This window comes from Fuscibacter oryzae (assembly GCF_016765795.1).
In the GTDB taxonomy this organism is placed as follows: domain Bacteria; phylum Pseudomonadota; class Alphaproteobacteria; order Rhodobacterales; family Rhodobacteraceae; genus Fuscibacter; species Fuscibacter oryzae.
Window position 1 is genome coordinate 67,648 of the sequence record NZ_JAESVP010000008.1, and the last position, 18,385, is coordinate 86,032.

The 18,385-nt window shown below is 62.3% G+C and carries 17 protein-coding genes and 1 pseudogene; 7 read left to right on the forward strand and 11 right to left on the reverse strand.

Features of this window, described 5'->3' with window-relative positions; genetic code table 11:
• The first annotated feature begins 81 nt into the window (after window positions 1–81).
• The 4 genes from JI744_RS15240 (at window position 82) to JI744_RS15255 (ending at window position 4,395) form a co-directional block, all read left to right on the forward strand.
• Window positions 82–1,281: a DUF932 domain-containing protein gene (locus JI744_RS15240; RefSeq protein WP_202661994.1), complete on the forward strand. Its 1,200-nt coding sequence runs from the start codon at window positions 82–84 to the stop codon at window positions 1,279–1,281.
• A gap of 138 nt (window positions 1,282–1,419) precedes the next feature.
• Window positions 1,420–1,920 carry a RadC family protein gene (radC, locus tag JI744_RS15245; protein ID WP_202661995.1) on the forward strand — a complete coding sequence of 167 codons (501 nt, stop codon included), beginning with the start codon at window positions 1,420–1,422 and terminating at the stop codon, window positions 1,918–1,920.
• Window positions 1,920–2,096: a hypothetical protein gene (locus JI744_RS15250; protein WP_202661996.1), complete on the forward strand. Its 177-nt coding sequence runs from the start codon at window positions 1,920–1,922 to the stop codon at window positions 2,094–2,096. The genes radC and JI744_RS15250 overlap by 1 nt, the downstream gene beginning before the upstream one ends.
• A 160-nt stretch (window positions 2,097–2,256) precedes the next feature.
• Window positions 2,257–4,395, forward strand: a complete 2,139-nt coding sequence (locus tag JI744_RS15255) for a ParB/RepB/Spo0J family partition protein (RefSeq protein ID WP_202661997.1) — start codon at window positions 2,257–2,259, stop codon at window positions 4,393–4,395.
• Window positions 4,396–4,458: 63 nt separating this feature from the next.
• Here the strand turns inward: JI744_RS15255 and JI744_RS15260 are convergent, their stop codons facing one another.
• Complete coding sequence (locus tag JI744_RS15260) at window positions 4,459–4,686, reverse strand: hypothetical protein (protein WP_202661998.1); 228 nt, start codon at window positions 4,684–4,686, stop codon at window positions 4,459–4,461.
• A gap of 695 nt (window positions 4,687–5,381) precedes the next feature.
• Here JI744_RS15260 and JI744_RS15265 point away from each other — a divergent pair.
• Window positions 5,382–5,706, forward strand: a pseudogene (locus JI744_RS15265) (DUF736 domain-containing protein).
• 63 nt (window positions 5,707–5,769) lie between these two features.
• Here JI744_RS15265 and purU read toward each other — a convergent pair.
• The 4 genes from purU to JI744_RS15285 form a co-directional block, all read right to left on the reverse strand.
• Window positions 5,770–6,666 carry a formyltetrahydrofolate deformylase gene (gene purU / locus JI744_RS15270; protein ID WP_202662086.1) on the reverse strand — a complete coding sequence of 299 codons (897 nt, stop codon included), beginning with the start codon at window positions 6,664–6,666 and terminating at the stop codon, window positions 5,770–5,772.
• A gap of 16 nt (window positions 6,667–6,682) precedes the next feature.
• A complete protein-coding gene (gene folD, locus JI744_RS15275; protein ID WP_202661999.1) occupies window positions 6,683–7,564 on the reverse strand; it encodes a bifunctional methylenetetrahydrofolate dehydrogenase/methenyltetrahydrofolate cyclohydrolase FolD in 882 nt (293 codons plus the stop codon).
• A gap of 19 nt (window positions 7,565–7,583) precedes the next feature.
• A complete protein-coding gene (locus JI744_RS15280) occupies window positions 7,584–8,909 on the reverse strand; it encodes a D-serine ammonia-lyase (RefSeq protein WP_202662000.1) in 1,326 nt (441 codons plus the stop codon).
• Between the two features lie 66 nt (window positions 8,910–8,975).
• A complete protein-coding gene (locus tag JI744_RS15285) occupies window positions 8,976–10,241 on the reverse strand; it encodes a serine hydroxymethyltransferase (RefSeq protein WP_202662001.1) in 1,266 nt (421 codons plus the stop codon).
• Window positions 10,242–10,373: 132 nt separating this feature from the next.
• Here JI744_RS15285 and JI744_RS15290 point away from each other — a divergent pair, with 132 nt between their 5' ends.
• On the forward strand, window positions 10,374–11,267 hold the full coding sequence (locus JI744_RS15290) for a LysR family transcriptional regulator (RefSeq protein WP_202662002.1): 894 nt from the start codon (window positions 10,374–10,376) through the stop codon (window positions 11,265–11,267).
• Here JI744_RS15290 and JI744_RS15295 read toward each other — a convergent pair.
• From JI744_RS15295 to JI744_RS15310, 4 genes are all read right to left on the reverse strand, one after another.
• Window positions 11,264–12,037 carry an amino acid ABC transporter ATP-binding protein gene (locus tag JI744_RS15295; protein ID WP_236019485.1) on the reverse strand — a complete coding sequence of 258 codons (774 nt, stop codon included), beginning with the start codon at window positions 12,035–12,037 and terminating at the stop codon, window positions 11,264–11,266. The genes JI744_RS15290 and JI744_RS15295 overlap by 4 nt on opposite strands.
• Window positions 12,034–13,170, reverse strand: a complete 1,137-nt coding sequence (locus tag JI744_RS15300; protein ID WP_202662003.1) for an amino acid ABC transporter permease — start codon at window positions 13,168–13,170, stop codon at window positions 12,034–12,036. The genes JI744_RS15295 and JI744_RS15300 overlap by 4 nt, the downstream gene beginning before the upstream one ends.
• Complete coding sequence (locus tag JI744_RS15305; RefSeq protein WP_202662004.1) at window positions 13,170–14,312, reverse strand: ABC transporter permease subunit; 1,143 nt, start codon at window positions 14,310–14,312, stop codon at window positions 13,170–13,172. The genes JI744_RS15300 and JI744_RS15305 overlap by 1 nt, the downstream gene beginning before the upstream one ends.
• Before the next feature lie 95 nt (window positions 14,313–14,407).
• Complete coding sequence (locus JI744_RS15310; RefSeq protein ID WP_202662005.1) at window positions 14,408–15,424, reverse strand: transporter substrate-binding domain-containing protein; 1,017 nt, start codon at window positions 15,422–15,424, stop codon at window positions 14,408–14,410.
• An 881-nt stretch (window positions 15,425–16,305) separates the two neighbouring features.
• Between JI744_RS15310 and JI744_RS15315 the strand changes: the two genes are divergently transcribed.
• On the forward strand, window positions 16,306–16,629 hold the full coding sequence (locus tag JI744_RS15315) for a DUF736 domain-containing protein (protein WP_202662006.1): 324 nt from the start codon (window positions 16,306–16,308) through the stop codon (window positions 16,627–16,629).
• Between the two features lie 128 nt (window positions 16,630–16,757).
• On the opposite strand, the gene JI744_RS15320 is transcribed toward JI744_RS15315, so the two are convergent.
• Window positions 16,758–18,083: a type II toxin-antitoxin system HipA family toxin gene (locus tag JI744_RS15320; RefSeq protein WP_202662007.1), complete on the reverse strand. Its 1,326-nt coding sequence runs from the start codon at window positions 18,081–18,083 to the stop codon at window positions 16,758–16,760.
• A 1-nt stretch (window position 18,084) separates the two neighbouring features.
• The gene (locus JI744_RS15325; protein ID WP_202662008.1) at window positions 18,085–18,333 is read right to left on the reverse strand and encodes a helix-turn-helix domain-containing protein; all 249 of its coding nucleotides are present in this window, start codon (window positions 18,331–18,333) and stop codon (window positions 18,085–18,087) included.
• Window positions 18,334–18,385: the final 52 nt, after the last annotated feature.

Genomic DNA, 18,385 nt, shown 5'->3' on the forward strand with positions numbered 1-18,385 from the left:
AGTCCGAGTTTGGCTGAGTTTCCGGTGACGGGTTGAGGATTCGGGAGAGTGGCTCCCGGCGCCTGTCGCGGAGGGATGTCGATGGGCGTTGTGGAAGTTTTGGATCCGGTCGCGCCGGTGCGGGCCGGTGGCTGGAAGGTAGATGCAAGTCGGGGGGAGCGGAACGGGCGGGTGTCGTCCGAATGGTTCAACCGGCCGGACGACGAGCGCTACCTCTCGCTCGACGATCTCTGGTCCTCGGTAAAGGGACGGTCAGAACGGAGCCGTTCCCGCGTCGTAGCCACGGCGGATATTCGTGTCGAGGCCTCGCGCGACAATGCCGAACGGATGCACCTGATCCTGCCGAAGGCGCAGGAGCCGGTGGCGCCGACGCATTGGGCCTTCGGCCAACTTGCCAGCATCGTCGGCGCGCCAGCCTCCTATCTGCGGCAGTTGCCTGCGCCGCTGGCGGGCATCAACCTGCAGTACGGTCTGAGCAACCACCGCGCTGAGCAGGTGAAAACGTTCGAGACCGAGGATGGCCGCACGGAACTGCGCGCCGTGACCGGCCCCGACTACGGTCGGATCCATGACCATGAACTCGTCGAGGCGGTGCAACGCATCGCGGGCAATGGCACCGGCGACACCCGCTGGAAGGTGCCGGGCGTCCTCGACTGGTCAACCGGGGTTTACAACCCAGATGTCGAGATCAGCCGCGATACGACCACGCTCTATGCGTCGGACCGGGATGTCTTTCTGTTCCTCGTCGATGACCACAACCCGATTGAGGCGGGCCGACTGGTTGATGGTTCGCCGGACCTCTACTTTCGCGGATTCTATTGCTGGAATTCCGAAGTTGGCGCGAAAACCCTTGGCATCGCCAGCTTCTACCTGCGCGCCGTGTGCCAGAACCGCAATCTCTGGGGCGTTGAGGATTTCCAGGAGATCAGCATCCGTCACTCGAAGAATGCGGCGTTCCGTTTCGCCCATGAGGCAACGCCCGCTCTCGAGCGCTTTGCCAATTCCTCGCCGCAGGGTTTCGTGAACGGCATCAAGGCGGCGCGGCAGCAGATAGTGGCGCGCACGGATGAGGACCGGGATGACTTCCTGCGGAAACGCGGCTTCTCGAAGGCGGAGTCGGGCAAGATCATCGAAAAGGTGCTGCTGGAAGAAGGCCGCCCGCCCGAGAGCATCTTCGACTTCGTGCAGGGCATCACGCGGCTCGCCCGCGACAAGACCCAGCAGGATGCGCGGCTCGACATGGAAGGGCGCGCCAAGAAGCTCCTCGACCGGGTCAGCTGACGTCTGCGGCAGAGCAGGGGGCCTGGCGGCCCTCTGCTCGCACAAGCTTCTTCCCCTTTCCTCATCCCGGCCAACTCCGCCCGCGCAGCGCGCTGCTGCCTTTCGGGGGAGTTGGTCGGTTCAACTCATGAGACCCAAATGTCCCGATTTTCTGAAAAGGCCGCGCCTTTCGCCTCGCGGCGCTCTGGCGGCATTGAGCTGACCGCGCAGGAGCAGGCCACCGTTTTCGCTGCACGCGAAATCCTGTCCCGTCACATCAGCCGCAACCCCGTCCTGACGTCCTGGCAGGCGGTGATTGATTATTGCGCCCTGTCGGTGCGTGGCGAGGTCGAGCGGTTCCACGTCCTCTATCTCGACCGCAAGAACCGGCTGATTTCTGATGAGCGGCTTGGCGTCGGCACGGTTGATCACGTCCCCGTCTATCCGCGTGAAGTCGTTCGACGCGCCTTGGACCTAAACGCTTCGGCATTGGTCCTGGTCCATAACCACCCGTCGGGCGATCCCGAGCCGTCGGAGGCCGACATCGCCATGACGAAAGAGGTGCAGAAGGCCTGCGAAGTGCTTGGTCTTGCACTGCATGACCACATCATTGTCGGAGCCGGTCGTGAAGTCAGCTTGCGCGGTCGGGGCGATATCTGATGTTCAGCCATGCGTTTGATTTTGCGTTCGAGCTTGCCTCAAGACAGCAGGACGCCGCCGATGTGACTGCTGAAATGCTGCGCACAGCACTGATCCGGCGGGCCAGAACCCTGTCTGGGGAGGAGCTCCTCGAGGCCTGCGGTCGTTTTGATACGGTCGAGGTGGCGGATGGCTGAATTCTGGGCCTCTGGTTTGCATCTGTGGGCGACGGGCCAGCCTTTCGGCCGCAACTTGGTCAGGCACGCCGTTAGGATCAGAGGAAGAGAAGGGCAGGGGGTTTTCGACAGGTTGGAAGTCGAGAGAGAGGCTCTCGGCGCCTGTCGGGAGTTCGGTCCGATGACCACCATGCAGAAAATCACTCTCGCCTCGTCGCGGGATATTCCCTTCCACAATCTGGTCCTGAGCCAGTCCAACGTCCGGCGTGTGAAGGCTGGGATCTCTGTCGATGAACTGGCCGAATCCATCGCCCGCCGGGGCCTGATCCAGAGCCTGCACGTTCGCCCGGTGATCGGCGAAGATGGGGCGGAGACCGGCAAGTTCGAAGTTCCGGCCGGTGGCCGCCGCTACCGGGCGTTGGAACTGCTGGTGAAGCAGAAGCGCCTGGCGAAATCGGCACCGGTGCCTTGCATCGTCAGCGCGGCCGATGATTCCGTCCTGATCGACGAGGTCTCGCTGGCCGAGAACATCGAGCGCGCCCCGCTACACCCTCTTGACCAATTCCGCGCCTTCCAGGCTATGCGCGAGAAGGGCATGACCGAGGAATCCATCGCGGCGGCCTTCTTCGTCGATGTGAAGGTGGTCAAGCAGCGCCTGCGCCTCGTAGCGGTCGCGCCCGCGCTCTTGGACGTCTACGCCGAAGACGCCATGACCCTGGAACAACTGATGGCCTTCACCATCTCGGGCGATCATGCACGGCAGGCGCAGGTCTGGGAGGCGGTCAAGAACTCCTGGTCGAAGGAACCCTATCAGATCCGCCGCATGCTGACGGAAACCGCCGTGCGGGCCTCCGACAAGCGCGCGCGGTTCCTCGGGCTTGAGGCCTATGAAGCGGCCGGTGGCTATGTCCTCCGCGACCTTTTCCAGCAAGATGACGGGGGCTGGTTGCAGGACCCCGTGCTGCTGGAGCAGTTGGTGGGCGAAAAGCTGAAGGTGGAGGCTGAGGCCATCGCCGCAGAGGGCTGGAAGTGGATCGAGGTCGCGGTGGGCTTCCCCTATGGTCACACCATGGGGCTGCGCGCGCTTATGGGCACCACGGTCGATCTGACCGAAGAGGAGCGGGCCACGCGGGAGGCGCTGCGCGACGAATACGACCGGCTGGAGGCCGAATATGCCGAGGCCGACGACCTGCCCGAGGACGTCGATCAGCGGCTTGGTGAGATCGAACGCGTGCTCGGTGCCTTCGACAGCCGCCCGATGGCTTTCGATCCCGTTGATCTCGGCAGGGCAGGGGCCTTCGTCAGCATCGACAGCGATGGCAGCCTGCTGGTCGAGCGTGGCTTTGTCCGGCCGGAGGATGAACAGCGGGCTGCGCCCAAGGGTGATCCGTCCAGCGAGGCCATGGGCGGTGATGCACCGGCCGAGGGCGACCGCAGCGACAACCGCACAGCGGTGATCAACATGGCGGGCGAGAACCGGGGGCAGGAGGATGACGAGGACGAGGGTGATGCGATCAAGCCGCTGCCCGAACGGCTCGTCATCGAACTGACGGCGCATCGCACGCTGGCGCTGCGGGATGCGGTGTCAAATAACCCGCGCATCGCGATGACAGCGCTCTTGCACAAGCTGGCGACTGACTGCTTCGTCTCCCGCGCCTCCGGTTCGGCGCTCGAAGCCACGGTGCGGGATATCCACCTGCCCGTGCAGGCTGCCGATCTGGCGGACAGCTTCCCGGCGCAGAACATCGACACGCGGCACGCAGGTTGGAAGGCAGACATGCCGCTGGGGCAGGGGGATGATTTCCTCTGGGACTGGCTCCACGCACTGGACGAGGCCAGCCGTCAGGCGCTTCTGGCCCATTGCCTTAGCTTCGGGGTAAACGCGCTCTATGAGCGTCCGAACCCCTACAGCGGCATGGGGATCAGCCAACACGGCCTCGACCGTCGGCTGCGTGAGGCGGATCGTCTTGCTCGCACGACCCAGCTTGATCTGGTTGAGGCAGGCTGGAAGCCGACGGTGGCCAACTACCTCGGCCGCGTCACCAAGAGCCGCATCCTGGAGGCCGTGCGCGAAGGTGCCGGGGCCCAAGCCGTCGAACTGATCGCGCACCTGAAGAAGGGCGACATGGCACGCGAGGCTGAGCGGCTCCTCGACGGTTCCGGTTGGCTGCCTGAGCCGTTGCGGATGGACGACCTGGACGGTGGCAAGGACACCGTGGCTGAGGATGCTGCCGTCGAACTTCCCGCCTTCCTGACCGAAGACGAAGAGGTTGCTTCCGACGACGAAGATGAGCGCCAGCACCTGATCGCTGCTGAATGACCTTGAACGGGGCGGCTTCGGTCGCCCCGTTTTTTTATGCGGGCGGATTGAGAGGCGGTGTGTTCAGGCAAGCCGCTCGGAATAGCGCTTTTTCACGGCTCGGTTGATGAATTCGTTCAGCCCATCTCCCGCGCGCGCCAGCACAATCATGCGGTCGATATTGGCCTGCCCTGCCGATACAGAGGTGTATCGGTAAACTGCCCCATCCTTGAACGCGACATCCATATGCGTGGAGCCAAGCTTGTAGGCCCGGATGCCAGAATCCTTGTCCCAATCACGATATGGCGTCATCAGAACCTCACGTCACAACATGCTGAACAAGCATATCGCCTGTTCGTGCTTTGTTCAAGCGGGGGTGATGCGACTATGGCCCCAGGTTTCGACGGGTCTTTGCCAAGCGATCATTGTGCCGGCAGGAAGTGGGGCGGGGCGCGAGGGCTAAGGCCTCACCGTCAGATCATTGTCGAGTTGCGCGGGTTGGGATGGCGTCTAAGCCTGGTTCGACCAGCATTTTGGCCCGGCCGCAGCTGGTTCGAATCTCGTCCTTTACCTGCCATCACGCTGTCCGGCCTGAACCAAGTGGAGCGGCGGTTTCCGCGAGGCAACAGGGCAGGGGGAGGCGCAAGCTGGCCTGTGGCCTCCAGCGGTGGTTTCATCGCCTGTGGTCCCAGACCTGTCTCTCTTGACGGGCCTTCAGGGTCGCCTTGATCTCCGTGGATTGACTGTACCAGTCCGCGTTTGGGCGGCCTCTGGTGATGGGCTGATTTGCCCGAAGGACGTCTTCGCCTCGACCGCTTCGGCGCAACAGCGTCGTCACAACTTTCATCCCCTGCCGGCAGAGCCGCCATTCCTCGCGGGGCAAGAAAGTTCCTCCTGTGCTGTCCGGCCCCCGTGAACGGGGTGCGCCACCGGTCGCCTCCGGGCTGTTGATCGCCATCGAGGCGGCAAGGACGCGGGCCCGAAACAGAGCAAAACGGAGAAAGAACATTGCGACCATCGGCACCTTCAAGAAGACCGGCACCGAATACACCGGCGAAATCTTCACCCTCAGCCTGCAGGCCAAGGGTGTGCGCCTCGTCCCCGACCTGCGCGCCTCGGGCGAGAACGCGCCCAGCCACCGGGTTCTGGTCGGCCGCGCCGAGATCGGCGCCGCCTGGACGAAGAAATCGAACGAGGGCCGCGAATACCTGGGCCCTGAAGCTGGACGATCCGAGCTTTGCCGCCCCGATCTACGCCAACCTCTTCGATGACGAAGACGGCGAGGGCTCAAGCCTCATCTGGTCCCGCCCCAACACCCGCCGCGGCGACTGATCGCCTAGGCAAAGGCCCCGGTCGAAAGACCGGGGCCGACGGCGAATTCCTAAGCGAGGAGGCTCACCCCATCCTTTCGGACGCGAAGGAGCCGGGCGAAGCCGGAAACACGACTGTCTTTCCGCCGTTCAAGAAGACCCGGCCGTGAATATGGGCGTGGATGGCTCTCGCCAGCACGTTCGCTTCAACGTCTCGACCAAGGCTCACATAGTCGTCAGGCGATTGGGCATGCGTGACCCGGACGGTGTCCTGTTCGATGATCGGGCCTTCATCAAGATCGGCTGTCACATAATGCGACGTCGCGCCGATCAGTTTCACGCCGCGCTCATAGGCCTGTTTGTAGGGGTTCGCACCTTTGAAGGACGGCAGAAAGGAATGGTGGATGTTGATGATCCGACCCGACATGACGCGACACATCTCATCTGACAGCACCTGCATATAGCGCGCGAGCACGACAAGTTCGGCCCCGGTTTCGCGAAGGATGCGCATCTGCTCGGCCTCGGCCTGCGCCTTGTTTTCCTTGGTGACCTTGATGCAGTGAAACGGGATGTCGTGGTTTACCACGACCTTCTGATACTCCATGTGGTTGGAGATCACGGCCACGACGTCAATGGGCAAGGCCCCTATCTTCCAACGGTAAAGCAGGTCGTTCAGGCAATGGCCGAAGCGGCTGACCATCAGCACGACCTTGCGCTTGGTGCCCTCGTCGAACATCTCCTGCTGCATCTGGTATTTCTCGGCCAGGGGCACAAAGGCGGACCGCAACTCCGCTAGGCCCATCCCTTCGTCGGACCGAAAGCTGACGCGCATAAAGTAGCGTCCCGTGGTCTCGTCATCGAATTGGGCGCTGTCCTGGATGTTGCAGCCATGGGCCGAGAGGAAGGTTGCAATCTCGGCTGTCACGCCACGGACCGAAGGGCACGTGACCCTGAGGGCGAAGCGGTTTGGGCTTTGTGTCATCTGGTGTTCCTTTGGCTCAGGCATCCGCCAGGCCATGTTGGCGGGCAAAGGCGGTGAGGGTGTTTGACAGAAGGCAGGCGATGGTCATGGGGCCAACTCCGCCCGGCACCGGCGTGATCGCGCCGGCATGGGACGCCTCGGCAAAGGCCACATCCCCGACCAACCGGCTTTTTCCGTCACGCTCGACGCGATTGATGCCGACATCGATCACTGTGGCTCCGGGGCTGATCCAGTCGCCACGCACCAGTTCCGGGCGACCGGCGGCGACCACGACGATATCGGCAGCGCGGCAAAGCGCGGGCAGGTTCCGGGTCTTCGAATGCGCGACCGTGACGGTGCAGTTTTCTGCCATCAGAAGCTGTGCCATGGGCTTGCCCACGATGTTTGATTTGCCGATGACTAGGGCATTAAGCCCGCTCAGATCGACCAACCGGTCCTTCAGAAGCATCAGGCACCCGAGGGGGGTGCAAGGCACAAGTGCCTTTTGTCCCGTCGCCAGCAGGCCCGCATTCGAGATGTGAAAGCCGTCGACATCCTTGGCGGGTGCGATCGCATTGATGACCGCTGCGGCGTCGAGATGCGCGGGCAGAGGAAGCTGCACGAGGATGCCGTTGACGTGCGGATCAAGATTTAGCGCATCCACAAGCGCCAGCAAGGCGTCGGATGATGTGTCGGCCGGCAAGCGATGGACGAAGGACTGCATCCCGGCAGCGGTGGTCTGGCGATTCTTGGCGTTCACATAGACCTGACTGGCCGGGTCGTCGCCAATCAGCACGACGGCCAGCCCCGGCACCCGGCCTGTGGTGGATTTCAGAGTCTCGATACGGGCGGCAAGGCGCTGCACCAGCCCGGCCGCGAAGGCCTTGCCGTCGATCAGCGCCGCACGGGATTTGTCCATGCGTCTCTCCTTGGATGGGTCAGGTGTTCAGGGCGGCGCCCCGGCGCAGGAAGTCGTGGAACTGGTCGGCAGGCACGAAAGACCCGCCCGTGGCCCAGAGAATGTGGGTCGCGTATCCGACCTTGTCGGTCAGGTCCCGTTCCCGAAGGTAGCGCTGGCCTTCGGGCGACTGGACAATGAAATCAGGCCCGGCGAAACTGGCCGTGGCCGAAGGCTCCAGCATGATGCCCTGAAGGCGGTTTGCCTTTTCCAGCCAGCGAAAGAGATCGTCGTCGGCCACCGTAAAGACGCCCGACAGCATTGGCCGCATGACCTCGGCCACGAAGGCCGACATTCGGGCCACCGCCATGCCATCGGCCTCGGTCCGGTTGGTCAGGCCGACATCATAGACCGAAACAAGATCGCGCTGGCCGCTCATCATGTGAACTATGGCGCAGGGGGACTGGACCGGCTCGACGAAGAAGGCGTGGACGGCATCGCCGAAGATCGCCTTCAACCCGTAAGCCACGCCGCCTGGCGCCCCGCCTATCCCGCAAGGAAGATAAACAAACAAAGGATGGTCGACATCGACCGTCACCCCCGACGCCTGCAACTGAGTCGCCAGTTCGGCGGCGGCGGCGCTGTAACCGAAGAACAAGGTCTGCGAGCGTTCGTCGTCGACAAAGTAGATCAGCGGATCGCTTTCGGCCTCGTCACGGGCTTTTTCGACAGCGGTGGTGTAGTCTGCCTCGTGCAAGACCACCTCGACGCCCAGCTTGCGCAGCCGTTCAACTTTCCACGGCTTGGCATCAAGCGACATGTGAACAGCGGCCCGGAAACCCAGGGCCCGCGCGGCGATCCCGACGCTTAGGCCCAGATTGCCGGTGCTGCCAACCGCAATCATGTGGCGGGCGAAAAGCGCCCGCGCCTCGGGTCCTGCGAGTTTGGTGATGTCGTCGGTGGGCGACAGCAGGCCGTTTCGGCGGGCCAGGTCCTGGGCGAACATGAAGACCTCATAAACCCCGCCGCGCGCCTTGATCGAGCCTGCGACGGGCAGGGCATTGTCGGCCTTGACGAAGATGCGCCCGAATTCGAAACCACCATATCCCAGTGCAGGGCGCAATGCGGTAGCCTCGATCAAGTCAGAGCGGATATGGCCCCCAGTGGCGCGAAGTTCGGGAAAGACGGCCTGAAGCAGCGGCGCGAGGTGTTGCCAGTTGGCGCTGGCCTCTGCCACCTGTTCAGGGCGCACCGGCAGGTCCGGATCGGCGATACCGCCCGAACGCAGGTCCGGATTCAGCCAAAGTGTAGGCCGGGCGGCCAGAAGATCGGCTCGGGCCGGGGTGTCGGGAAGCTGAACGCGCATCGGGATCATCCGTCAATCAGAAGAAGGATCGGCAGGGAAGGCGAGCCCTCCCTGCCGGGTGTGGGGTCACGCATAGATCGGGAAGCGGGCACAGAGCGCCGCGACCTCGGCCTTGATGCGGGCCTCGACCTCGGCAGTCTCGCCTGCTTGGGCCGCATCGAACAGATCGGCGATCATGGTGCCGATGGCGGCAAACTCGGCCGCGCCAAAGCCGCGCGTGGTGCCCGCCGACGATCCAAGCCGCAGCCCTTTCCACTCCGACGGCTTGGCGCTGTCAAAGGGGATCGGGTTCTTGTTCGAGGTGATGTCGACCTTGTAAAGCAGATCCTGCGCCTGCTGTCCGCTCAGGCCCTTGGACGAGACATCGACCAGAACGACATGGGTATCCGTGCCGCCGGACACGATGGCCACACCGCGCGCCATCAGCGTTTCGGCCAGAAGATGGGCGTTCGCCTTGACGTTCGCAGCATAGACCTTGAACTCATCCGTCAGCGCCTCACCCAACGCCACGGCCTTGCCTGCGATGGTGGCAAGATGCGCGCTGCCCTGCACGCCTGGGAAAACGGCGGCTTGCAGTTTCTTCACCAGATCCTCGCGGTTCGACAGGATCAAACCGCCACGGGCGCCGCGCAGAGTCTTAGTTGTGGTGCAGGTCACGATATCGGCGAAAGGCACGGGCGAAGGATGCACGCCACCCGCCACCAGCCCCGCGAAATGCGCCATGTCGACCAAAAAGATCGCCCCCACCTTGTCGGCAATCTGGCGCATCCGGGCAAAGTCGATCTCGCGCGGATAGGAGGAGCCGCCCGCGATCAGCAGCTTTGGCTGGTGTTCGATCGCCAAAGCCTCCGCCGCGTCATAGTCGATCCGGCCAGTGTCGCGGTGGACACCATAGGGGATGATCTTGAACCAGCGGCCCGACTGGTTGGGTTTCGCGCCGTGGCTGAGGTGACCGCCCGAGGCAAGATCAAGGCTGAGAACGGTGTCGCCGGGTTGCAGCAGCGCAAAGAACACCGCCTGATTGGCTTGCGTGCCGGAATGCGGCTGCACATTGGCATAGCTCACACCGAAAAGAGCTTTGGCACGGTCAATGGCGGCCTGCTCGACCACATCGGCAAAGTCGGCCCCGCCGTGAAAGCGATTGCCCGGATAGCCTTCGACCGTCTTGTTGGTGATGACCGACCCCAGGGCGTCCAGCGAAGCAAAGCTTACCGAATTCTCGGAAGCAATGAGTTCGATCTGCCCTTGCTGACGCTTCTTTTCCGCTTCGAGAGCGTCAAAGATCAGCGGGTCGCGTGTGGCGAGATGGGTTCTGAAAAAAGCGGTCGTCATGGATGTCTCCCGGTTCCCGATGGGGGTGATGAGGTCACCCTAAAACAGGCAGACGGTTCAGAAAAAGTGAGTAATGTTGGCATATACGTTCTGATCGGCTAATGAATTCATGAATGGCAAAGGGAGGTCAGAATGGATCTGGGCAGATTGCGCGCCTTGCGGGAACTGGCGGTGCGCAAGACCATGGCGGCTGTCTCTGAGGCGCTGCTTGTTTCTCCTTCAGCGGTCTCGCAACAGATTTCACTTCTGGAGCAAGAGGTTGGCATCAAGCTGATCGAACGTCGCGGGCGGGGTGTTGAACTGACGCTTGCCGGCCACAACCTTGTGCATCGGGCTGAACGCATCTTTGCGGAAATCGAATCCGCCCGCGCCGACATTGCCGAGCTGAAACAGATCATCGCGGGCGATCTGCGGGTCGCGGCCTTCCCTTCCGTCGCGGCCGCCGTCATTCCGGGCACGATCCGCGCGTTGATGCAGGCGCATCCGCAGCTTTCCATCCAGTTCGACGAGATGGAGCCAGAGCAGGCCCTGGCAGCCTTGCGCAGTTGGCAGACCGATGTGGCGCTGATCGACGATCTGAACGTGCCGCCCGGCGCGCTGGATGCCAATATCGAGACGATGCCGCTGATGGAGGACGTCTTTAACGTCATGGTCAGCCTTGACCACCTGCTTGCCGAAAGCCCCTCTGCCACGCTGGAGGATTTGCGCGACGAGGCTTGGGTGATCGACACCGCCTCATCGAACTATACCCGCATGTTGACGCAGGCCTGCCAGACCTCGGGCTTTACGCCCCGCATCATGGCGCGTTGCAACGGGTTCGAGGTGACCGTGGCGCTGATCCGCGAGGGCTGCGCCATTGCGATCCTGCCGGGCCTGCGCGCCAGCCATGACCTTGAAGATGTCTGGGTCTGCCGGCTGAAACCCGAGATCCGCCGCAAGATTTCCATCGCCTTTCGCAAGGGCGAAAAACGCAGCCCCGCGCTTCAGGCCTTTCTTGCCAAGGTCAAAGAGCAGGCGCGCGCCTAGTGCTTCAACACGCGGGACAAGAAGGCGCGGGTGCGTTCGTTCTGCGGGTTGTCAAAGAACGCGTCCGGTTTGCTGGTTTCGGTGATTCGCCCCTGATCAACATAGATCACCCGGTCACTGACCTCGCGGGCGAACCCCATTTCATGGGTGACGATCATCATGGTCATGCCCTCGCGCGCCAGTTCGCGCATGACGTCCAGCACCTCGCCCACCATTTCGGGATCAAGGGCCGAGGTCGGCTCATCGAACAGCATCAGATGCGGCTCCATCGCCAGAGACCGCGCGATGGCGACACGCTGTTGCTGGCCGCCGGAAAGGGCGCCGGGGTATTTCAAGGCCTGATCGCGCAGGCCCACGCGGTCCAGAAGCTGCATCGCCTGCGCCTCGGCCTCGTCGCGGGATTTGCCGCGCACGCGGATCGGGCCAAGGGTGACGTTGTGCAGAACCGACAGGTGGGGAAACAGGTTGAACTGCTGGAACACCATGCCGACGCCGCGGCGGATGTCGCGCAGGCCCTTTACCTCGCCGAACTCACGCTCCTCGGCGCGGGGCATCCGGAAGCCGTCCACCTCCAGATTGCCGGACTGGTATTCCTCCAGCCCGTTCACGCAGCGGATCAGGGTGGATTTGCCAGAGCCAGAGGCCCCGACGACCACCAGAACCTCGCCCCGTGCGACCTCAAGATCGACGTCTTTCAGGACGTGAAAGCTGCCGTAGAACTTGTTCAGGTCCTTGATACGGACGATGGCTTGGCCTTGGCTTTCGGTCATTTGCGGGCTCCTTGGGCAAGTTTGCGTTCCAGCCGTCGGGCCTGAAACGTGATGACGCTTCCGACTGCAAAATAGACGAGGAACAGGAAGACGTAGATTTCGTAGGTGCGCCCGCTGTTTTCCGGGTTGGCAAGGATCATCTGGCCCGCACGCAGGAAGTCGGTCAGGCCGATGATGAAGACCAGGGGCGCGTAGTTGAAGATATCAAGGATGTTGCCAACCAACCCCGGCACGGCCACGCGAAGCGCCTGCGGCAGGATGACAATGCGCTTGGTGTCCATGTCCGACAGTCCCAGCGATTCAGCCGCTTCGGTTTGCCCCTTGGCGACGGATTGCAGACCCGAACGGATGAATTCCGCCGCATAGGCCGAGTAGAACAGCGTGAAGCCGATCAGACCCCGGACCACATCCGGCAGCGGGAACTGCGGTGCGACCAGCGGGAAAGCGACCCAGATGCAATAGACCACAAGGATCAACGGCACCGAGCGCATGACCTCGATGTATCCCGTGCAAAGCGCGCGCAGGCTGGCGATCCGGCTTTGCCGCCCAAAGGCCAGAAGCACGCCCAGCGGGATGGTCAGAAGCGCCGCGGTCAGGGTCAGCACGATAGACAGCAACAACCCGCCCCAGGTCGAAGGCCCGGCGGGTGACAGAACTAGAAGCACCGTGATCAAGACGCCAAACGCAATGCCTGTCAGGTTTGCGCGCAGGGTTTCACTGCGGCTTCCCGCTGCCCAGACGGCGAAAAAGCTGGCGACGACCAGCGCGGTCTGGGCAGAGATTGTGTCGAACCACGCCGCAGCAATCAGCGACAGGGCAACAAGGGCAAGCGCCGCAAGCAGGGCATTTCGGCCAAAGGGCATGGTGGTGGAACTGGCAAGCCCGGTCAGCCCGGCAATCAGGCATAGCGCGATCCAGACCAGCCACAGCTTTTCAACCGGGAACAGGCCCGTCATCAGCACTTTGATGCTGGACAGAACCACCGACCAATCCGCCAGCATGATCGCCCAATCCAGAAATCCCCAAAGCACCCAAGCCAGAAGCGGCAGCACGATCAGGGTCAGCCCCGTATCGAAGGGCTTTGCGAAAAGGTTCACATGCAGCCAGCGCAGGGATTTTGCAAAAGTGGTCATCAGCGCGCTCCCGGGATTTTCATACGGCGGTTGACGAGGTTGACGGCAAGGCTGATCAGCCAGCTAAGACCAAGGTAAATGCCCATCGCCAGGAGTACGCCTTCCAGACTGCGACCGGTCTGGTTCGACACGGTGCCGTAGACATTGAAAAGATCGGGATAGCCGATGGCAATGCCCAGCGAGGTGTTCTTGGCCAGGCTGATGTATTGGTTGCCGAAGGACGGCATCACCACCCGGAACACCTGTGGCAGAACGACATCGCCCAGGACATGCCGCCGCGAGAGGCCGATGGCATCCGCCGCCTCCCATTGTCCGCGGGGCAAGGCCTCGATCGCCCCGCGCACGATCTCACTGATATAGGCGGCGCTGTTGACGGTGATGGCGATAAGAAGTGCGGCATATTCCGGGCTGACAGCCATTCCGCCCGAGGCCCGGAACCGTCCCGCCTCTGGCAGATCGACCCCCAGCCGCAAGCCAAGAAGAAAGGCCAGACCAAGGATGACACCCACCGCGACCCCAAGGCCCCGCCTGCGCCCCTCGGCGGCTTTGATGGGCAAGAGGCCAAGCGGTATTAAGGCCATGGCCGCAATCAGAAGGCCAGTGCCACCTGTTACCGTAGGCTTGGGCAGCCAAAGCCCCTGCTGGCTGATGATTGCGCCCAGAACCTGCGGGGCCTCTTTGATGCCGGGCAGTTGCAGCACGACGGCCACATACCAGAAGGTCAACTGGATCAGCAGCGGCGTATTCCGCAGAAACTCGGTCAGACCAAAGGCCAGGGCACGCACCAGCCAATTCGTCGACAACCGGCATACACCCATGGCGACGCCCACAATCGTGGACAGCACGATGGCCACAAGTGCCACCTTGACGGTATTGGCTAGGCCGGCGCCTAATGCCTGCAAATTGGTCATCGACGACGCATAGGCCGTCAACCCATCTGCGGTCAGGGTCACGCCCTCGGATATCTCGAACCCCGCCGGGGCCTGCAGGAAATCGAAACTGAAATCGACGCCTCGGGCGGCAAAACCCTGCCTTACGCTGTTTCCAAGCAGGGCCAGCAGCGCAAGCGCAATGCCAAGAACGACGATCTGAGAAGCGGCCCGCTTCAGGCGGCGCAGATTGTAGGGGGTGAATGCAGACATCTGGCCTCGCAGGGCCGGGGGGACCGTGACATTTGCGGCGGCACCCGGCGGCAATGAAAAGGGCGCGGAAACATCTCCGCGCCCCAAGGTCATGATCAGTTCCAGAGCGGCGAAATCATCGTGCCGCCTTCGGTCCACAGCGCGTTCAACGTGCCCTTGCGGTCGATGGCAATGGTCGTGGTCGGGCCGAGGTTGCGATCATACATCTCGCCGTAGTTGCCGACTTGGGCAACGGCCTGCGCCATGAAGTCCGCCGGGATGCCGAAGTCAGCGCCAAAGGTGCCTTCCACGCCCAGGAACTTCCGGATCGCCGGATCGGCCGAGCCCTTGGTCTCTTCGACATTGGCCGAGGTGATGCCCGATTCCTCTGCCTGGATCAGGCCATAGGTGATCCAGCGCAGCGCATTGCGCCAACGGCTGTCATTGGCCGCGACGAAGCCCGCGAAGGGCGATTTCTCGATGATCTCCGGAAGAATGGTCAGATCATCGGGTTTGGCGGAATTGCCGCGCCAGGCCGCGAGCGCCGACTTATCAGTGAACATCGCGTCGCAGCGGCCGCTGTCCAGCGCACCATAAAGCTTTTCGAGGTTCTCGTAGGTCAGGACTTGGTTCTTCCATCCCTTGGCTGTCAGGATGTTGGCGATCGCGGCTTCGGTCGATGAGCCCTGCGTCGTGCAGAGATTGGCGCCTTCGAGGTCGTTGATGCTCTTGACGCCCGACGCGGTTTTCACCATTGCGCCGGTCCCGTCCCAGAACATGATCGGGAGGAAGTCGACCGTGATAGCGGACTCGCGGCCCGGCTTCACAGTCGTGTGGGCAAAGACAACATCAACCTGGCCGGTTTGCACCGCGGTGAAGCGGCTCTTGTCGGTCACGGTAACGTAGTTGACCTTGTTGGCATCTCCCAGAACGGCAGCCGCGACGGCGCGGCAGAAATCGACGTCCAGCCCCTCCATCTTCCCACTCTTGGTGTTCAGATAGCCGAAACCCGGTGCGGTATTGTCGGTCCCGCAGTTCAGCGTGCCGCGCGCCAGTACGTCTTCAAGCACCTCTGCCGAGGCCGGAACTGCGGCCATAAGCGAGAGGGCAAGCGTCAATGAAATCTTCTTCATACGTGTTTCCCCTGTTGTTGCCGACCCGCAAGCCACTGGTCAGCACCAGCCTGGCGGGCCGAGTTGCAGCCCCAGCTCAAGGGCATGTATGCAGGCTAGGGGTGAGAAACCGTTCAATCTAGTTAATTGGAATCACGCTAAGCATTAGCCTTGCTTCACTATTGGCAACGAGGCGGCAAAGGCGTTTGCAACCTTGATCATGGGAGTGCCGGTCACTGTCATCGCGTCTCTACAGTCCTATTGCCGCGCGATCATTGAAGCCACTGGAATTGGGGCGGGGAATAAGGGCATTGGCCTCACCGTCAGATCATCATCGAGTTGCGCCGGTTGGAGGGGAGTCTCTGCTTGCATCGACCAGCATCTGGGCACAGTGGCTACCCTCGTTCGAAAATCGTCCTCTACCTGCCATCACGCTGACAGACCTGAACCAAGTGGAGCGGTGGAAGCCGCGAGGCAACAGGGCAGGGGGGATGCGCAGCTTGGCCTGACTGTCTGCCAGAGGTGGTTTCTACGCTGGTGGTGCCTGTCCTGTCTCTCCTGACGGGCCTTCAGGGTCGCCTTGATCTCCGTGGATTGTCTGTCCCAGCCCGCGTTTGGACGGCCTCTGGTGATGGGCTGATCTGCCCGAAGGACGTCTTCGCCTCGACCGCTTCGGCGCAACAGCGTCGTCACAACTTTCTTCCCCTGTCGGTGCGGGCACCGTCATTCCTCGCGAAGCAAGAAAGTTCCTCCTGTGCTGTCCAGCCCCCCGACCCACCCCAGCATTCAAGCGTGCCGGGGACCCCGGGATACGGGGGGTGCGCCAGCGGTCGCCTCCGGGCTGTCGATCGCCATCGAGGCCGCAAGGACGCGGGCCCGAAACAGCAAAACGGAGAAAGAACATGGCGACCATCGGCACCTTCAAGAAGACCGGCACCGAATACACCGGCGAAATCTTCACCCTCAGCCTGCAGGCCAAGGGTGTGCGCCTCGTCCCCGACTTGCGGGCCTCGGGCGAGAACGCGCCCAGCCACCGAATCCTGGTCGGCCGCGCCGAGATCGGCGCCGCTTGGACGAAGAAATCGAACGAGGGCCGCGAATACCTGGGCCTGAAGTTGGACGATCCGAGCTTTGCCGCCCCGATCTACGCCAACCTCTTCGATGACGAGGACGGCGAGGGCCACTCGCTCATCTGGTCCCGCCCCAACACCCGCCGCGGCGATTGATCGCCAAGGCAAAGGCCCCGGTCAAAAGACCGGGGCTAAGGCTTCAACCCGAACAAGATTTTCAACATCTGTTGAAAACCCGGCATTCAATGAAAGATCGGAAGTGGCAAAAGCCTATTGGCGATGCCTTACAAGACCTTTCGGACCTGTTCCGCGCGCTCCATTGAATCCATGATGATCGCATCGATGACGCTGCCCGGTACTTGATCGCCCAGGCTGAGCTTTGTCCGTTCCAGCGCCGGACCGAGGCCGTCAGCCATGTCTGAAAGAAGCTCCAGCGCACGGTTCCTAGGAAGGCCACAGGCCTTGCCCTCGGCTTCAAAGTGGCGCGGCACGATTTCGTCAATGCCGTAGTGGCCGTCGATCGACATGGCGAGCCGGTAGCGTTTGCGCTGAAGGCGTCCGGCATGGACGACCGGCGCAACACTCAGGATGTCGTAGAGCGGAGCGAGACGGAAGCGGCCGCGGCGCCCCAGTTGCAGGCTGAAATTCTTGGCGTGCCCGTCAGAGGCGCCGATCAGGAAGTAGAAGATCTGGGCGCGGAAGAAGGTTTCTCGATCCCGGATAGGATCGTCAGATTCTCGCAGGAGTTCCATGATTTGGCTAATGCCGGGCCCACCTGCCTTTTGGTATTTCCGGGCCGAGGGGAAACCTAACGATTGGCACATGTCTTCCTGTGGCAAGCGCTTCAAGGATTCGTGATCCCAGACTCGGTCGAAGCGTTCGACCGCGAGTGCGACCTGTCCGGGCAGGACGATTTTCCTGACCGTAGCAACTGGCAACCCGATCTCACCGGCCAGAGTCATGCAGAACAGCTCGTTCTCGACGCTGTCGCTCATGTCGATTTCGTCCGGGCCGGGCAGGATGCCCATCGGAGTCTTGAAGATGTGGCTTGTTGGCGTAATACCGCGTGGTTTCGCCCAATGGTCGCCGATGCGAAGATAGGCGGTCTTTTCCTGTGCCCCGGCGATGGAGATCCGGAAATCCTCGTCATCCCCGAGTGCCAAAGGCGCGGCAGCAAGATTCTTCAGATCAGCGACCATTTCCTCTTCGGAAATCTGGCGATAATCCATATCTTGGGCCGCGGGTTCTTCCTCCAAGGGCAAGAATTGCAGCGCCCCCACACAGTCCCGCCCAAGCGCAGACAGAAGGGAGAAGACATCTTTGCCTTCGGCGCCGACTCGCGCCGCGATCTTTTCGCGCAACTCTCCTTCGGCATCGGGCAGCAGGTTGTCGAAAGCGGCAATCACCGGATCGCCTTTCCAGTCTTCTTGGGTCAGCGGCAGCACACTGGCGACGGGGAAAGCCAAGTCCGAGGCCAGCCAGGCTGGATCGTAGGAAAAGGCAACGCCGCCATCGGTAGCCCTGATCAGCGTGCCGACCCGTGTCCGTTCATACCAGACTGCCGTCTTGCTACGCCGGATGCCAGCCCGCCTGCGTGCCAAGCGCGCCATGTCAGTTCGTATCCTGATCAGGCATGCGCCCGGTCACGGTCAACTCAGCACCGAGGGCTTCGAGAAGGCGCAGATAGACGTCGAGGCTGACCGAAACGACGCCCGTCTCGATATCCGAGATGGTGGATTGGGCAGTACCCGTCGTTTCAGCGAGTTGCTTCTGGGTCATCCCCTGTGCACGCCTGCGGGCGCGAAGGGCTGCTGCCGCCTGCCGGAGGCTACGTATGGAATGGGTGAGGGGCTTTTCCATACCAAACTGATAGTCTGTCGGCGATATTTCGTCAATATAGCCAAAAGACGAT